Below are 14,614 nucleotides of genomic sequence, written 5' to 3' on the forward strand. Positions count from 1 at the left end.
CCATGACTGCACTGCCTCGGCACGTACCTTCCAGCACCTCTCTGCACGACGCACGGTGGTACCGCAGCAGCCGCAGCAACGGCATGAACAACTGCGTGGAGACAGCCTCGCTCGCTTCAGGGCCGAAGCAGGGGCTGCTCGCCGTGCGCGACTCGAAGAACACGGCAGGGCCCGCCCTGCTCTTCTCACCCGCGACATGGGAGGCCTTCGTCCACGGCCTCCGGTGACTACCGGGGTGCGGCGCGGCTGATCACTCGTACGGCATCGGCGATCTGCGCGTCGGTGAGATCCGCCCGGGCGGTCAGCCGCAGCCGCGAGATGCCGTCGGGAACCGACGGCGGACGGAAGCAGCCGACGGCGAGGCCCGCGCCCCGGCAGTCGGCGGCCCAGCGCACGGCCGCTTCCGGCGAGGGCGCCCGCACGGAGACGACGGCGGCGTCGGGGCGTACCGCCGAGAGACCTTCCGCCGTGAGGCGTTGATGCAGCTCGGCCGCGACCGCGCGTGCCCGCGCGGCACGCTCCGGCTCCCCGCGAAGCAGCCGCAGGGCCGCGAGGGCCGCGCCCGCGGCGGCGGGAGCGAGCCCCGTGTCGAAGATGAAGGTCCGGGCCGCGTTGACCAGATGGTCGATGACCTTGGCGGGCCCGAGGACGGCGCCGCCCTGGCTGCCGAAGGACTTCGACAGGGTGACCGTGGCCACCGTGTGAGCCGTGCCCGCGAGGCCGGCGGCCTGCGGGGCGCCGCGTCCCCCGTCGCCGAGCACGCCGAGCCCATGGGCGTCGTCGACGATGAGACCGGCACCGAACTCACCGCAGACGGAACTGAGTTCGGTCAGTGAAGCCGCGTCGCCGTCGACCGAGAAGACCGTGTCCGACACGACGACAGAGGGTCCCGTGTGGCCGTCCAGTGTCTTGCGCACCGCTTCGGGATCGGCGTGCGGCACCACCTGCGTCGTACCGCGTGCCAGACGGCAGCCGTCGATCAGCGAGGCGTGGTTGCCCGCGTCCGAGACGATCAGCGATCCGTACGGGGCGAGAGCGGTGACGGCGGCGAGGTTCGCGGCGTATCCGGAGGAAAGGACCAGCGCGGCCTCGAAGCCGCAGAACTCGGCGAGCTCGCGCTCGAGTTCCGCGTGCAGTTCGGTGGAGCCGGTCACCAGGCGCGAACCGGTGGCTCCACCGCCCCAGCGCCGGGCCGCCGTTGCCGCGGCCTCGGTGATCGCGGGGTGCCTGGCAAGACCCAGGTAGTCGTTGCTCGCCAGGTCGAGGAGGCCGCCGGCGTCGGCGGGGCGGGGGCGCAGGGTGCGGACGAGTCCGGCCCGTGCGCGCAGGCTCGCCTGCTCGTCGATCCAGTCGAACGGCGAGCTCGCCATGGGGTCCCTCCGGGTCGTCAGCACTGGCCGGTTTGTAGACAGTGCACAGACCCTAGCCGCCCGGCCACCGGGCCAGGATGTGGCAATACCCACACCTCTCAGCGTGTCTGTTGTGCGAAGTCTCCTTGGAAAGCGAGGCTCAGTTGCGTAAGGATCAGCGCCATGGATCTGCTGAACATGCTGGTGGACAAGGGGCTTCGGCGCGAGCTGCCGACCCGTGAAGAGGCGCTGGCCGTGCTGGCCACCTCCGACGACGAGCTTCTCGACGTGGTTTCCGCCGCCGGGAAGGTACGGCGCCAGTGGTTCGGGCGCCGGGTGAAACTCAACTATCTGGTCAACCTCAAGTCGGGGCTCTGCCCGGAGGACTGCTCGTACTGTTCGCAGCGCCTCGGCTCGACGGCCGGCATCCTCAAGTACACCTGGCTCAAGCCCGACGAGGCCTCGCAGGCCGCCGCGGCCGGTGTCGCGGGCGGTGCCAAGCGGGTCTGCCTGGTCGCCAGCGGGCGCGGTCCGACCGACCGTGACGTCGACCGGGTCTCGCAGACCATCGAGGCGATCAAGGACCGACACGAAGGCGTCGAGGTGTGCGCGTGCCTCGGACTGCTCTCCGCGGGCCAGGCGGACAAACTGCGCACGGCGGGCGCGGACGCGTACAACCACAACCTCAACACGTCCGAGGGGACGTACGGCGAGATCACCACCACCCACACGTACGCCGACCGCGTGGACACCGTGCAGCAGGCGCAGGCCGCGGGCCTCTCCGCCTGTTCGGGTCTTATCGCGGGCATGGGCGAGAGCGACGAGGACCTGGTGGACGTGGTCTACGCGCTGCGCGACCTCGACCCCGACTCGGTGCCGGTCAACTTCCTGATCCCCTTCGAGGGCACCCCGCTCGCCAAGGAGTGGAACCTCACCCCGCAGCGCTGCCTGCGCATCCTGGCGATGGTCCGCTTCGTCTGCCCCGACGTGGAGGTCCGCATCGCGGGCGGCCGCGAGGTGCACCTGCGCACGATGCAGCCCCTGGCGCTGCACCTCGCCAACTCGATCTTCCTGGGCGACTACCTGACCAGTGAGGGCCAGGCCGGCAAGACCGACCTTGAGATGATCGCGGACGCCGGTTTCGAGGTCGAGGGCACGGACACGGTGACGCTTCCGGAGCACCGCGCGGACGCGTTGGCGGCGGCCGGCTGCGGGTCGCACGGCGATGCCGGGGGCGGCTGCGGGCCGTGCGGTTCGTCCGAGCCGGCGCCGGTCGAGGCCGCGGAGGGTGAGACGTCCGAGGCACGCACGGACCTGGTGGCGGTACGCCGCCGGGGCGCGGGAACGGATCTGGCGCCCAATGCCTGACCTCTCCGTGCCCGAGCTGCTCGACCTGGACCGCCGTCATGTGTGGCATCCGTACGGCCCCATGCCCGGCCGCCAGGAGCCCCTGGTCATCGAGTCGGCGAGCGGTGTGCGGCTGCGACTCGCGGGCGACCGGGGCGAGTTGGTCGACGGGATGTCGTCCTGGTGGTCGGCGATCCACGGCTACAACCACCCTGTGCTCAACGACGCGGTGCGCGGGCAGCTGGACCGGATGAGCCATGTCATGTTCGGCGGGCTCACCCATGAGCCCGCCGTCCGTCTGGCGAAGCGCCTTGTCGACATAGCGCCGGAGGGGCTCGAGCATGTCTTCCTCGCGGACTCCGGTTCGGTGTCGGTCGAGGTCGCGGTCAAGATGTGCCTGCAGCACTGGCGCTCGCTCGGCCGCCCGGCCAAGCGGCGGATGATGACCTGGCGGGGCGGCTACCACGGGGACACCTGGCAGCCCATGTCGGTGTGCGACCCCGAGGGCGGTATGCACGAGCTCTGGCAGGGGGCGCTGCCCGAGCAGGTGTTCGCGGACGCGCCGCCCGCGGGCTTCGAGGCGTACGACGACGCGTACGCGGACCACCTGCGGGAGATGATCGGGCGCCACGCCGACGAGCTTGCCGCCGTGATCGTGGAGCCCGTGGTGCAGGGCGCGGGCGGTATGCGGTTCCACTCCCCCGCGTATCTGCGCGTGTTGCGGGAGGCCTGCGACGAGCACGACGTGCTGCTCGTGTTCGACGAGATCGCCACGGGGTTCGGCCGCACGGGTGCGCTGTTCGCCGCCGACCACGCCGGGGTCACGCCCGATGTGATGTGCCTGGGCAAGGCGCTGACCGGCGGCTATCTGACGCTGGCGGCGACGCTGTGCACATCGCGGGTCGCGGACGGAATCTCGCGGGGCGAGGTGCCGGTCCTGGCCCACGGCCCGACGTTCATGGGCAATCCGCTGGCCACCGCGGTGGCCGCCGCCTCGATCGAGCTGCTCCTCGGGCAGGACTGGCAGACCGAGGTCAAACGCATCGAGGCGGGCCTGCGCGCCACGCTGGCCGAGGCGGCTGACCTGCCGGGCGTCCGTGACGTACGCGTGCTCGGCGCGATCGGCGTCGTACAGCTTGACCACGACGTGGACATGGCGGCGGCGACCCGCGCCGCGACCCGCGAGGGGGTGTGGGTGCGGCCGTTCCGCGACCTCATCTACACGATGCCGCCGTTCATCACGAGCGACGACGACGTGGCACGGATCGGGCGCGCGGTGTGCGCGGCGGCGAAGGAGGGCTGAGATGACGGTCATGGTGGTGTCCGGGACGGGCACCGAGATCGGCAAGACGGTGACGACGGCGGCGGTGGCCGCCCTCGCCCTTGCCTCGGGGCGCAGCGTCGCGATGCTCAAGCCCGCGCAGACGGGGGTGGCGCCCGGCGAGCCGGGCGACGCGGAAGAGGTGACGCGGCTGGCAGGCCACGAGATCACCACCCTCGAACTCGCCCGCTTCCCCGAGCCGTTGGCGCCGAACACCGCGGCACGGCGGGCGGGCATGGCACCGGTGCGCCCGTACGAAGTGGCCGACGCGGCACAGAAGTTGGCGACGGAGCACGACCTGGTCCTGATCGAGGGCGCGGGCGGCCTGCTCGTCCGCTACGACGACGAGGGCGCCACCCTCGCCGACGCCGCCCGCCTCCTCGAGGCCCCGGTCCTGGTGGTCGCGTCGGCGGGCCTCGGCACGCTGAACTCGACGGCGCTCACGGCGGAGGCACTGCGGGCCCGTGGCCTGGCCCCTCTGGGCGTCACGGTCGGCAGCTGGCCCGGCGCACCGGACCTGGCGTCACGCTGCAACCTCGCGGACCTGCCGCAGTCAGCGGGCGCACCGCTGCTCGGTGCTGTCCCGCAGGGTGCGGGGTCCCTCACCCGCGCCGACTTCCGCACCCACGCGGCCGGTTGGCTGGCTCCACAGCTGGGCGGCAGCTGGGACGCGGCAACGTTCACCGAGCGGGAGGCGCCCCAGGGCATCGGGGCTACGCGCTGAACTCCGGGGGTGGAGGCAGGGGCCCAGCGGCATCCGAGGGAGGCGGCGCCCCGCCGCGAGGGGGTCGTTCGCGTCGGCATGGGGGAAACCGGTCGCGCCGGGGCACCATTGCGGTATCCGCTCGTCCCGTCGAGGAGGGCCCATGTCACCTCGCTTCGCCAAAGCCGCGTCACGGGACGCGGTGCACCACCCCGTCTTCGCCCGGTTCTACGCCCGCCAGAGCGTGGCCGCCGAGCGCGTCATCGCCACGTACCGCAAGGAGCTGCTCGCCGGGCTTTCCGGGCGGGTGATCGAGGTCGGTGCGGGGAACGGCCTGAACTTCGCGCACTATCCGGCGGCGGTCTCCGAGGTCGTGGCGATCGAACCGGAGCGCATCCTGCGGCAGTTGGCAGCGTCCGCGGCCGTGCGGGCCGACGTGCCGGTCGACGTCGTGCCCGGCGCCGCCGAGGCGCTGCCGGTCAAGAGCGAGGCCTTCGACGGCGCCGTGGCCTCGCTGGTGCTGTGCAGCGTGCACGACGTGCCCCGCGCGCTCGGCGAGCTGCGGCGCGTCCTGCGGCCGGGCGGCGAGCTGCGGTTCTTCGAGCACGGCGTGGCTCCGGGCGCTGCGATGGCGGCCACGCAGCGCGTCCTGGACCGCACAGTCTGGCCCCTCCTCTTCGGCGGCTGTCACGTCGCGCGGGACCCGCTGGGCGCCCTGCGCGCCGCGGGCTTCGAGATCGGCCCGTACCGGCGGCTGTCGGTGCCCCCGCAGGGTCCGCGGCTGCCCTCCTCCTACTGCGTGCTCGGCACCGCACGGCGGCCCGAGAGCGACTGAACCGCCCCGCGCCGACAAGACGGGCAGGCGGGGCTCAGATCAGCTGCGTGAGGTTGACCGCGTTGCCGTCCGGGTCCTTGATGTGCGCGACGCGCTGCCCCCACGGCATGTCGTTGGCCGGCCCGAGCGTCTCACCACCGAGGGAGTCCACCCGCTCGAGGAGGTCGTCCACGGCCTCCACCGCCACGCTCAGCAAAATGCGCTGCGGCGTGTCCAGCGGCACGCTCGCGTCCGAGACCACACCGAGCTCCGAGTCGCCGATGCGCAGGTCCACGAAGAACGCGGGCCCCTCATCCGGAGTCCTCGACACCTCCACGGCCCCGAGCAGCTCCTGGTAGAAACGCAACAGCCGTTCGAGGTCCGGGGTGATGATCATCGGCTGGATGGCGGCAGGCATGGGCGTCCTCCTGGAGTGCGGCTCTCTCCCGCCGAACCTATCCTCGCCGCATGATCAATGGCGCGCACCTCATCATCTACAGCAACGACGCCGAAGCCGACCGGGCCTTCTTCCGGGACGTACTGGACTACCCCCACGTCGACGCGGGCGGCGGCTGGCTGATCTTCAAGCTGCCGCCCGCGGAGGCCGCCGTCCATCCCACGCCGGGGCCCGAGGCGCACGAGCTCTATCTGATGTGCGACGACGTGGCGGAAACGGTGCGGGAACTGACCGCCGGGGGCGTGAAGTTCACCCAGCCGGTCACCGACGCCGGCTGGGGTCTGCTCACCCGCTTCAGGCTGCCGGGCGGCGGCGAGGTGGGCCTGTACGAGCCACGTCACCCGCGGGCCACCGACCTGTGAGTTCCCGCCGGGCGGCGGCTTGCCCGAAGGCTAGCGGCTCCACTTCCGCAGCTCGTCCGCGATGGCCCGCACGCTCGCCCCGTCCTCCTTCACCAGGCGGGCCAGCTCGCGCACCTGCTCGGGGGAGGTGACGACCTTCACGCCGCTGGCGACCAGATAGGCGTAGGCGGCGGACGAGGCGAACAGGGCGTTGGAGCGTTCCAGGGCAGGGATGTGCAGGAGGACCTGGAGCAGGGCGGCGGCCCGGTCGTGCGGGCCCTCGTAGACGGGCACGCCGAAGATCTCCGCCTCGTGCCGGCTGACGGCGGCCACCAGGGCACCCCAGTCGGTGACCTGCGGGTCTCCGGGCGTCTTGTGTTCGGCGATCATCAGAAGCCAGGCAAGATCGATTCTGAGGTTCAAGGGCTCAGCGACGACCCTCGCGCTCAGCACCGAACTCTTCGGCGAAGACGGATTCGTACTGCTTCATGAAATCGGCGGCGGCCTCGACGAAGGTGTGGCCGACCTCGCCGGCGTCCTGCCTGACCAGTTCCTCGATGTAGCGGTTCACGCTCATCCCGCGGGCGAGGGCTCGCTCGCGCGCGGCCCGGGCGGTGCCTTCGTCCACCCGCACGTTCAGCTGGGTCTTCGCCATGCCCTCAAGCTAGCGCCGCGGCGCTAGCACCGGCAAGAGGGTGCGGGAGGGCTCACGAGGGCGCGGGGGCGCACATGAGGAGCCCGTCCAGTGCCCCTTACATGCGTCTTCGGTTCACGACCTTGGAGGGATACCGACGCCCGCCCAGACCCTCTACTCTCGGCAGGATTAAGGGAGTTGGAGCGTCCACGACCCAGGAGGCGGCGTTGTCCACACCTGCTTCGGCATCGGCCACAGGCCTTGCGGAGTCCACCGAGGTAGCCGCACGGGCACGCGGTCTGACCAAGGCGTACGGCTCCGGCGAGACCACCGTGCTCGCCCTCGACGCGGTCGACGTGGACATCGCGCGCGGACGGTTCACGGCCGTCATGGGCCCGTCCGGCTCGGGGAAGTCCACGCTCATGCACCTGCTCGCCGGGCTCGACACGGTCTCCGCGGGTCAGGTGTGGCTCGGCGACACCGAGATCACGGGGCTGAAGGAGCGGGAGCTGACACAGCTGCGGCGCGACCGCATCGGATTCATGTTCCAGTCCTTCAACCTCATCCCCACCCTGAACGCCGCCGAGAACATCACGTTGCCGATGGACATCGCCGGTCAGCGCCCCGACCGCGAGTGGCTTGACCACGTCATCGAGACGCTGGGCCTGCGCGACCGCCTCAAACACCGGCCCGCCCAGCTCTCCGGCGGCCAGCAGCAACGCGTGGCGTGCGCGCGGGCGCTCGCCTCGCGTCCCGAACTGATCTTCGCGGACGAGCCGACCGGCAACCTCGACTCGCGTGCGGGCCTCGAAGTGCTCGGCTTCCTGCGCGAGGCCGTCGACAAGCTGGAGCAGACCGTCGTCATGGTGACCCACGATCCCGGCGCCGCCGCCCATGCCGACCTGGTGCTCTTCCTCGCGGACGGCCGCATCGTCGACGAGATGCCGCGTCCTACGGCGGAGTCGGTCCTCGAACGCCTCAAACGATTCGACGTGATCCACGCGGTGCCCAAGGAGAGCCGTCCCGCGGCCGACGGGGCCGACAGCGGCCAGGGCGCCGACAGCGCGCCGGACCGGGACTGAGGCGGCCAGCGGCGATGCTGAAGGCGACGCTCAGGAGCTTCCTCGCGCACAAGGGCCGACTGCTGCTCTCCGCGCTCGCCGTGATCCTCTCGGTGGCGTTCGTAGCGGGCAGCCTGATCTTCTCGGACACGGTGGCCCGCACCTTCGACCGGCTCTTCGCCTCGACGTCCGCCGATGTGACCGTCGAGCCGAAGGAGAACCTGAACGAGGCGGTGCCATCGGGGCAGACACCGACGGTCCCCGCGAAACTCGCCGACCGCCTCGCCGGGGTCGACGGGGTCGCCCGGACCCGTATCGACGCGGCCGTCGAGAACATCACGGTCGTCGACAGCAAGAACGACCCGGTCGGGCCCACCACCGGGGCCCCCACCCTCGCCACGAACTGGTACGTCAGCGACCGCAGCCCCGTCGAGCTGACCTCGGGGCACGCCCCGCGCGGCAAGGACCAGGCGCTGCTCGACGCGGACACGGCCGACAAGAAGGACGTGCAGATCGGCGACACCCTCACGGTGCTCGCCGCGCCGGGCTCGTTCAAGGTCGAGGTGGTCGGCATCGTCACCTTCACCACCACCAACCCCGGAGCGGCCCTGCTCTTCCTGGACACCCCGACCGCCCAGCGCGAACTCCTGGGCGGCAAGGACGCGGCCACGGGCATCGCCGTGGACGCTGCCGCCGGTGTCAGCGACACCGAGCTCAAGCGCCGCATCGCCGCCGAACTGGGCTCGGGCTACGACCTGAAGACCGCCGACGAACAGGCCGACTCCGCGGCTTCCGAACTCGGCGGCTTCCTGGACGTCATCAAGTACGTGATGCTCGGCTTCGCCGGTATCGCCGTCCTGGTCGGCATCTTCCTGATCGTCAACACCTTCTCGATGCTGATCGCGCAGCGCACCCGCGAACTGGGCCTGCTGCGCGCGCTCGGCGCCGACCGCAGACAGGTCCGCCGCTCCGTGCTCACCGAGGCCGTCCTGCTCGGCGTGGTCGGCTCCACGCTCGGCCTCGCGGCGGGGATCGGCCTCGCGGCCGGGCTCATCGAGCTGATGGGCGCCTTCGGGATGAACCTGAAGTCCACCGAGATGGTCATCGGGTGGGGAACTCCCGTCGCCTCGTACGTCGTCGGGGTCGGCGTCACGTTCGTGGCGGCGTACCTCCCGGCGCGGCGCGCGGCGCAGGTCTCGCCGATGGCCGCCCTCGCGGACGCCGAAATCGCGGGTGTGGGACGGCCGTTGAGGATTCGCGCGGCCGTCGGCGCGATCGTCGGGGCGGCGGGCGCCGCCGCCCTGGTGGGCTGTGCCACCGCGGAGAGGACCTCGTCGGCGGCGTCCCTGCTCGGTCTCGGTCTCGTCCTCACCCTGATCTCCACCGTGATCGCGGGACCGCTCCTCGTCCGCCCGGTGATCCGGGTGCTCGGCGGCGCGTTCCCCGCCCTGTTCGGCTCGGTCGGCCGGATGAGCCAGCGCAACGCGCTGCGCAACCCGCGCCGCACGGGCGCCACGGCCGCCGCGCTGATGGTGGGCCTCGCCCTGGTGAGCGGCATGTCCGTGGCGAGCGCGTCGATGACCAATTCGTTCGACGAACAGATCGACAAGACGCTGGGCGCCGACTTCGTCGTGCAGAACAGCAACTTCATGCCCTTCTCGCAGGAGATCACCGAGAAGGTGAAGGACACCGAGGGCGCCGGGCTCGTCGTGCGCCAGCGGTTCGCGCCCGTGAAGGTGTCCATGCCGGACGGCAAGAGCGTGGAGACGACCGCGGCGGGCTACGACCCGCGCCTCGACGACGTCGCCCGCGTCACGTACGTCGACGGCGGGACCTCACGGGCGCTCGCTCCCGGAAGCATCGCCATGCAGCGGGACTTCGCGCGGGAACACAAGGCCCGGGTGGGCTCCAGGCTTTCCGTGGAGTTCCCCGGCGGACGCAAGACGGAACTGACGGTGGGCGCACTCACCGACCAGCCGGGATCCGAGGGGTTCGGCATCGAGGGCGGGATCTTCTTCGGCATGGAGACGGTCGAGGAGTTCGTGCCGGGCGGTCAGGACTCCGCGCTGTATGTGAACGCGGCCTCGGGCACGGGCGCCGACACCCTGCGCGACCGGCTCGAGAAGACCCTCGACCCGTACCCGCAGGTGCAGGTCCGCGACCAGGCCGACTACAAGGAACTGATCCGCGAGCAGATCGCCGTGATGCTCTACCTCGTCTACGCGCTGCTCGGCCTGGCGATCATCATCGCGGTCCTCGGTGTGGTCAACACGCTTGCTCTTTCGGTCGTGGAGCGCACCCGCGAGATCGGTCTGCTGCGTGCCATCGGGCTCGCCCGGCGGCAGTTGCGCCGGATGATCCGGCTGGAGTCTGTGGTGATCGCGGTGTTCGGCGCGCTGCTCGGCCTCGCGCTCGGTCTGGTGTGGGGCGTCGCGGCGCAGCAGGTGCTCGCGCTGCAGGGCATGACGGCGTTCGCGATCCCCTGGACGACGGTGCTCGCGGTGCTGATCGGCTCGGTGGTCGTCGGCCTCGCGGCGGCCCTGCTGCCCGCGCTGCGTGCGTCGCGCATGAATGTGCTGGCGGCCATCGCGCACGAGTGATGATCCGCTGCCGCTGTCCCCACCTGTCCGGGCCCGTACCGCGGGCACCGAACTTGCCCTGAGAAGAACTGGGCGCCCAAGTCCTGTCCGCCTGCTTGGCCGCGAACTACTTGGCCGCGAACCCGAACATCATGATCGTCTTCCTGTCCGCGGAGTACTGGCCGAGCAGATCGGAGCTGAGGAACAGTTTGTTTCGGTGGAAGCGCAGTTCGGAGATCAGGGGCGGGAGCGCGGTCGGCCGGGTGCCCGCGTCGAGAAGCACCGTCTCCTTCTTCAGGTTCCTGCCATCGAGGGAGACGACCTGCGCGTAGGGGCCGCTCTTGTAGACGAGCACGTTCCCGCCGTCCATGCGGATCGGGAAGATGGGGGAGCTGTCGCCCGCCTCCACCTTCTCCCCCGTGGTCTTGCCGGTGGCCAGCGAGAAGACCACGATGTCGTTCGTCGACGAGTACTCCTTCGCCCCTTCGCGCTTCTCGGTGGCGACGTAGAGCTTGCCGTTGCCCGCCGCGATGCCCCGGCAGTCCTGGACGACGGAGACGGTGCCGCACTTGTGCAGGTACTTGCCGTCCGTCAAGGCGATCCTCGTACGCCGATTGCCCTTCTCGTCGAGGGGGAAGACATCCGTGGCTCCGGACGAGGTGATCTCACCGGAGTCGAGGGCGACGACCACCGGCTTGGTGGAGACCAGGCTGGGGCTGCGGACGCCCGCCGGCAGCTTGTGGGTCCACTTCGACTTTCCCGTGGCCGGGTCGAGGAGCTGGACCTGGAAGCGCTCCGAGCCGTAGTCGCCGCAGGAGCGGACCGCCACGAGCCGCTCGCCACCCCCGTACCCGACGTCGCGGCACTTGTCCCCCTGCTTCGGCTCCCACCGGACGTCGCCGCTGCGCAGGTCGAAAGCCGCGCCTCCGTAGAGCCCTCCGACAGCGACCGTGTCGCCGCTGATGGTGACCTGATTGAACGCCGTCTTCTCCTTCTGGTAGCCGATGCTGATCGACTTGGTCCAGAGCTTCTCACCGGTGTCCACGTCGACGGCGGTGACCTCGGTGCACGCGTCCTTGAAGCCTCTGTCGTCCTGCACTTTCGCCCCCGTGACCACGACGGCGATGTTGCCCTTGCCCAGGTCCGGGGAGCCCGCGCACGACTCCCCCGGCTTCGGCAGGCGCCAGAGCTCCTTCCCCGACGTGGCGTCGATGCCGACGATCGCCTCGACCGAGGACTTCGCGTACACCTTGTCGGTGAGCCAGGAGCCCTGCGCCTTCCAAGTGGTCTGCCCCTTGGGCAACTTGGGCTGCAAGGCCTTGCCCGTGAAGAAGGCCTTGGGGTCCTTCGGCGCCTTCTCCTCGGGCTTCTCATACGTGGGCGCAGCGGCGTCGCCGCCCGGCTTGGCCGCTGTCTTCTCCTTCGAGCCGTCGCCCGCAGAGGTGGCGTACCAGACGCCGCCGCCGACGATCAGGGCGAGCACGGCGACGACGGAGACGACGATCGCGGTACGCCGACCGGGCCGTCTGCCCCCCGCGCCCGGTGGCGGGACGGGCGCCGGTATCGACTGGTAGACCTGATGGGGGCCGTAGCCGCTGGGCGGCGGGGCGACGGGCGGGCCGAAGCCCGGGGTCTGCCCCTGCTGGGGCGGGCCGAAGGCGCCTTGCGGGGGCGGGCCGAAGGCGCCCTGCGCGGGCACGGGGCCCTGAGGGTGCTGCGGGGACTGTTCGGGGGGCGGCTGCGTCATCGTGGCTCCACTGCTGGTGAGGGTAGGGCGGTGTGCTGCTCGACCGGACTCAGCGGGCGAAGGAGAGCATGCGGGCGCTGCCTTCCTCGCCCTTGCCGCCGTGGCTCTTGCCGTCCAGGCGCGTGGGAGCCACGAAGAACCGCTTGTCGGCATACAGGGTGTGGCCCGCGAACATCGCGGCCTCCATGCTCTGGGCCGACGAGGTGTGCCGCAGCAGCACGTCCGGCTTGCCGCCACCGGGGCCGAACCGCACGGTCTGCCCGCTCTTGCCGTCCTGCGCCCGCGCGTAGGCGATCACCCCGGGCCGGTCGCCTCCGGCCACGGGGACGGGCACGAACTGCCGTCCGCCGTCGACCGAGCCGGTCCACTTGGACTTCCCCGTACGGAGGTCGTAGGCGACGATCTTGTTCGGTCCGAGGACGCCGTCCTCGGGTTCGCTCGCCAGATAGAACGTGTCCGCGCCGACAGCGGCCCCCGGGCAGTTCTGCACGCCCTCGCCGGAGTCCCCGGCCCCCGCGCACATCGCGAACTTGTGCGGGCCCTTGTCGACACTGATCCAGGAGCGCTGACCACCCTTGTCGTCGACGGCGACGACGGCCCACTCGTCCATGTCGTCGCGGTTCTGGACGGCGACCACGGCCGGGTCCACGGAGTAGACCTTCCGGATGCTCCAGCCCTTCTTGGTCCGGTAGCTCCACTTGACGTCGCCGGTGCGGGGGTCGAGCCTCTTGAGCCGGCCGTGCGTGCTGGGACTGCCCGGCTGGCAGGACTCCACCTGGAGCAGCCGCGTGCCGCCCGCGACGCCGTCGAGGGAGCAACCGCCCTTCTTCTCCCGCTCGGTCGTGTACAGCCGCTTGCCGTCGCCGATCCGGTAGGCGCGCATCGTGGCGCTCTGGTCGACCAGGACGGTGCTGCCCGTGATGGCGACGTGCGTCATGCTGGTGTCGTCCCAGAAGCCGCCGTCGACGAGCTCCTTGTGCCAGCCCTTCTCGCCGGTCTTCAGGTCGATCATCCGCAGCTGGTCGCACTGCGAGTTCCCCTCGGACTTCCGCTTCGTGTACACGACCACGACCTTGCCGTCCGGCGTGGGGTTCACCGGGGTGTCGCACACCGTGCCGGGCAGCGGCACCGACCACGCCTTCGAGCCGTCGGCGGTCCGGTAGCCGGTGACCTCGTTGTACTCGGCCTGGGCCACGATCCCGGGCACGTGCCACAGGTCGAGGAGCTGCGCGCCCTTGCCCGGCAGCTTGATGTCGTTCATGGCGACCCAGGCCTTGGCCTCACCGGGCTTGCGTCCCGCGTTGACGTCGATCACGGCGGCCGACCCGTCGTCCTTCGCGTCGGCGTCCCGGTCGGGGCCGGCAGACTCCCGGTCGCCGTCCTGCGATGCCCGTGTCTGCCCGGCGACGGGCTCACGGGAACCGCTGCCGTCGCCGTCTCCGTCTGCTTGCGTGACGGCGTAGAGGCCCACACCGATCAGGATCAGGGCGACGGCGCCGGCACCAAGGATCGCGCCGAGCCTTGGCCGGGGACCGGCCGGGGGCACCGGCTGGACGTAGGGGTTGCCGGGCACGGGCTGACGCACCGGCTCGGACTCACGATTGACCATGACCGCGATTCTGGACCAATCATGACTGTTTCTAGAGCTATTTTCTAGAAAAAGTTTTCATGGCAGGTTTCCGCTCCGAGGCAGACGGCAGGGGCCGGGGACCCGACGGGCCACCGAAACCGCTCGCCGCGCCAGCGGTCGCACTGCTTACATCTCCCCATGAGTGATCTCCACATCCGCTGCGCGACCCCTTCCGACATCGACACCGTGCTGCGGTTCTGGCACGAGGCCGCCGAGGGGACGAGCATCAGCGACGACCACGACGGAGTGGCGCGTCTCCTCGCACGGGACCCCGAGGCCCTGCTGCTCGCGGAGCGCGACGGCCTCCTCGCCGGCACCGCGATAGCCGGCTTCGACGGCTGGCGCTGTCACCTCTACCGCCTGGCCGTACACCCGGACCACCGCCGCCAGGGCATCGGCTCGGCGTTGCTCGCCGCGGCCGAGGAGCGTTTCGTGGGCCTCGGCGGGCGGCGCGGCGACGCCATGGTCCTGAACCGCAACGAGCAGGCCCATCACACCTGGCATGCCGCGGGCTACGCTCCCGAGCCGCAGTGGAGCCGCTGGGTGAAGCACCTCGCCGACTGAGCGGACCAGCTGCGGGTACCCGCAGCTGGTCCGCAGGAGTGGGCTTTGCTGATCCTTTAATATGGAC

General features: G+C 71.0%; 15 protein-coding genes. 9 read left to right on the top strand and 6 right to left on the bottom strand.

Translation table 11 applies throughout. The annotated features are described in order from the left end of the window. Positions 1 to 2: 2 nt before the first annotated feature. Positions 3 to 227 carry a DUF397 domain-containing protein gene (locus ACZ5WE_RS23780; protein ID WP_467691968.1) on the top strand — a complete coding sequence of 75 codons (225 nt, stop codon included), beginning with the start codon at positions 3 to 5 and terminating at the stop codon, positions 225 to 227. Here the strand turns inward: ACZ5WE_RS23780 and ACZ5WE_RS23785 are convergent, their stop codons facing one another. Then, positions 228 to 1,370, bottom strand: coding sequence for an 8-amino-7-oxononanoate synthase (locus tag ACZ5WE_RS23785; protein WP_467691970.1), 1,143 nt, complete (start codon positions 1,368 to 1,370; stop codon positions 228 to 230). A 162-nt stretch (positions 1,371 to 1,532) separates the two neighbouring features. Here ACZ5WE_RS23785 and bioB point away from each other — a divergent pair, with 162 nt between their 5' ends. From bioB to ACZ5WE_RS23805, 4 genes are all read left to right on the top strand, one after another. Next, a complete protein-coding gene (bioB, locus tag ACZ5WE_RS23790; RefSeq protein WP_467691971.1) occupies positions 1,533 to 2,717 on the top strand; it encodes a biotin synthase BioB in 1,185 nt (394 codons plus the stop codon). Next, complete coding sequence (locus tag ACZ5WE_RS23795; protein WP_467691973.1) at positions 2,710 to 3,999, top strand: adenosylmethionine--8-amino-7-oxononanoate transaminase; 1,290 nt, start codon at positions 2,710 to 2,712, stop codon at positions 3,997 to 3,999. Before bioB ends, ACZ5WE_RS23795 begins: the two co-directional genes overlap by 8 nt. 1 nt (position 4,000) lies before the next feature. Next, complete coding sequence (gene bioD, locus ACZ5WE_RS23800) at positions 4,001 to 4,741, top strand: dethiobiotin synthase (protein WP_467691975.1); 741 nt, start codon at positions 4,001 to 4,003, stop codon at positions 4,739 to 4,741. Between the two features lie 142 nt (positions 4,742 to 4,883). Continuing rightward, positions 4,884 to 5,555 (top strand): class I SAM-dependent methyltransferase, encoded by a 672-nt coding sequence (locus ACZ5WE_RS23805; protein ID WP_467691977.1) that lies wholly within the window; start codon positions 4,884 to 4,886, stop codon positions 5,553 to 5,555. A 34-nt stretch (positions 5,556 to 5,589) separates the two neighbouring features. Here the strand turns inward: ACZ5WE_RS23805 and ACZ5WE_RS23810 are convergent, their stop codons facing one another. Beyond that, a complete protein-coding gene (locus ACZ5WE_RS23810; protein WP_467691979.1) occupies positions 5,590 to 5,952 on the bottom strand; it encodes a VOC family protein in 363 nt (120 codons plus the stop codon). A gap of 50 nt (positions 5,953 to 6,002) precedes the next feature. Here ACZ5WE_RS23810 and ACZ5WE_RS23815 point away from each other — a divergent pair, with 50 nt between their 5' ends. Next, the gene (locus tag ACZ5WE_RS23815) at positions 6,003 to 6,353 is read left to right on the top strand and encodes a VOC family protein (RefSeq protein WP_467691980.1); all 351 of its coding nucleotides are present in this window, start codon (positions 6,003 to 6,005) and stop codon (positions 6,351 to 6,353) included. A gap of 30 nt (positions 6,354 to 6,383) precedes the next feature. On the opposite strand, the gene ACZ5WE_RS23820 is transcribed toward ACZ5WE_RS23815, so the two are convergent. Together ACZ5WE_RS23820 and ACZ5WE_RS23825 are read right to left on the bottom strand one after the other, a co-directional pair. Continuing rightward, complete coding sequence (locus tag ACZ5WE_RS23820; RefSeq protein ID WP_467691981.1) at positions 6,384 to 6,755, bottom strand: fic family toxin-antitoxin system, toxin component; 372 nt, start codon at positions 6,753 to 6,755, stop codon at positions 6,384 to 6,386. A 4-nt stretch (positions 6,756 to 6,759) separates the two neighbouring features. Then, the gene (locus ACZ5WE_RS23825) at positions 6,760 to 6,987 is read right to left on the bottom strand and encodes an antitoxin (protein WP_467691983.1); all 228 of its coding nucleotides are present in this window, start codon (positions 6,985 to 6,987) and stop codon (positions 6,760 to 6,762) included. A gap of 206 nt (positions 6,988 to 7,193) precedes the next feature. On the opposite strand from ACZ5WE_RS23825, the gene ACZ5WE_RS23830 reads away from it, so the two are divergent. Together ACZ5WE_RS23830 and ACZ5WE_RS23835 are read left to right on the top strand one after the other, a co-directional pair. Further along, positions 7,194 to 8,048 carry an ABC transporter ATP-binding protein gene (locus ACZ5WE_RS23830; protein ID WP_467691984.1) on the top strand — a complete coding sequence of 285 codons (855 nt, stop codon included), beginning with the start codon at positions 7,194 to 7,196 and terminating at the stop codon, positions 8,046 to 8,048. A gap of 14 nt (positions 8,049 to 8,062) precedes the next feature. Next, the gene (locus tag ACZ5WE_RS23835; RefSeq protein ID WP_467691985.1) at positions 8,063 to 10,627 is read left to right on the top strand and encodes an ABC transporter permease; all 2,565 of its coding nucleotides are present in this window, start codon (positions 8,063 to 8,065) and stop codon (positions 10,625 to 10,627) included. A 106-nt stretch (positions 10,628 to 10,733) separates the two neighbouring features. Here ACZ5WE_RS23835 and ACZ5WE_RS23840 read toward each other — a convergent pair whose 3' ends face one another. Together ACZ5WE_RS23840 and ACZ5WE_RS23845 are read right to left on the bottom strand one after the other, a co-directional pair. Continuing rightward, positions 10,734 to 12,353, bottom strand: coding sequence for an outer membrane protein assembly factor BamB family protein (locus ACZ5WE_RS23840; protein WP_467691986.1), 1,620 nt, complete (start codon positions 12,351 to 12,353; stop codon positions 10,734 to 10,736). Between the two features lie 49 nt (positions 12,354 to 12,402). Continuing rightward, positions 12,403 to 13,962 (bottom strand): outer membrane protein assembly factor BamB family protein, encoded by a 1,560-nt coding sequence (locus tag ACZ5WE_RS23845; protein WP_467691987.1) that lies wholly within the window; start codon positions 13,960 to 13,962, stop codon positions 12,403 to 12,405. A 159-nt stretch (positions 13,963 to 14,121) separates the two neighbouring features. Between ACZ5WE_RS23845 and ACZ5WE_RS23850 the strand changes: the two genes are divergently transcribed. After that, entirely contained in the window at positions 14,122 to 14,547 is a 426-nt protein-coding gene (locus ACZ5WE_RS23850) for a GNAT family N-acetyltransferase (RefSeq protein ID WP_467691989.1), read from the top strand. Positions 14,548 to 14,614 lie beyond the last annotated feature (67 nt).

The organism is Streptomyces sp. NPDC033180 (genome assembly GCF_055577645.1).

Coding starts and splice junctions, on each gene's coding strand:
- ACZ5WE_RS23780 (WP_467691968.1), top strand. CDS start 3: ATGACTGCACTGCCTCGGCACGTACCTTCCAGCACCTCTCTGCACGAC.
- ACZ5WE_RS23785 (WP_467691970.1), bottom strand. CDS start 1,370: ATGGCGAGCTCGCCGTTCGACTGGATCGACGAGCAGGCGAGCCTGCGC.
- bioB (WP_467691971.1), top strand. CDS start 1,533: ATGGATCTGCTGAACATGCTGGTGGACAAGGGGCTTCGGCGCGAGCTG.
- ACZ5WE_RS23795 (WP_467691973.1), top strand. CDS start 2,710: ATGCCTGACCTCTCCGTGCCCGAGCTGCTCGACCTGGACCGCCGTCAT.
- bioD (WP_467691975.1), top strand. CDS start 4,001: ATGACGGTCATGGTGGTGTCCGGGACGGGCACCGAGATCGGCAAGACG.
- ACZ5WE_RS23805 (WP_467691977.1), top strand. CDS start 4,884: ATGTCACCTCGCTTCGCCAAAGCCGCGTCACGGGACGCGGTGCACCAC.
- ACZ5WE_RS23810 (WP_467691979.1), bottom strand. CDS start 5,952: ATGCCTGCCGCCATCCAGCCGATGATCATCACCCCGGACCTCGAACGG.
- ACZ5WE_RS23815 (WP_467691980.1), top strand. CDS start 6,003: ATGATCAATGGCGCGCACCTCATCATCTACAGCAACGACGCCGAAGCC.
- ACZ5WE_RS23825 (WP_467691983.1), bottom strand. CDS start 6,987: ATGGCGAAGACCCAGCTGAACGTGCGGGTGGACGAAGGCACCGCCCGG.
- ACZ5WE_RS23835 (WP_467691985.1), top strand. CDS start 8,063: ATGCTGAAGGCGACGCTCAGGAGCTTCCTCGCGCACAAGGGCCGACTG.
- ACZ5WE_RS23840 (WP_467691986.1), bottom strand. CDS start 12,353: ATGACGCAGCCGCCCCCCGAACAGTCCCCGCAGCACCCTCAGGGCCCC.
- ACZ5WE_RS23845 (WP_467691987.1), bottom strand. CDS start 13,962: ATGGTCAATCGTGAGTCCGAGCCGGTGCGTCAGCCCGTGCCCGGCAAC.
- ACZ5WE_RS23850 (WP_467691989.1), top strand. CDS start 14,122: ATGAGTGATCTCCACATCCGCTGCGCGACCCCTTCCGACATCGACACC.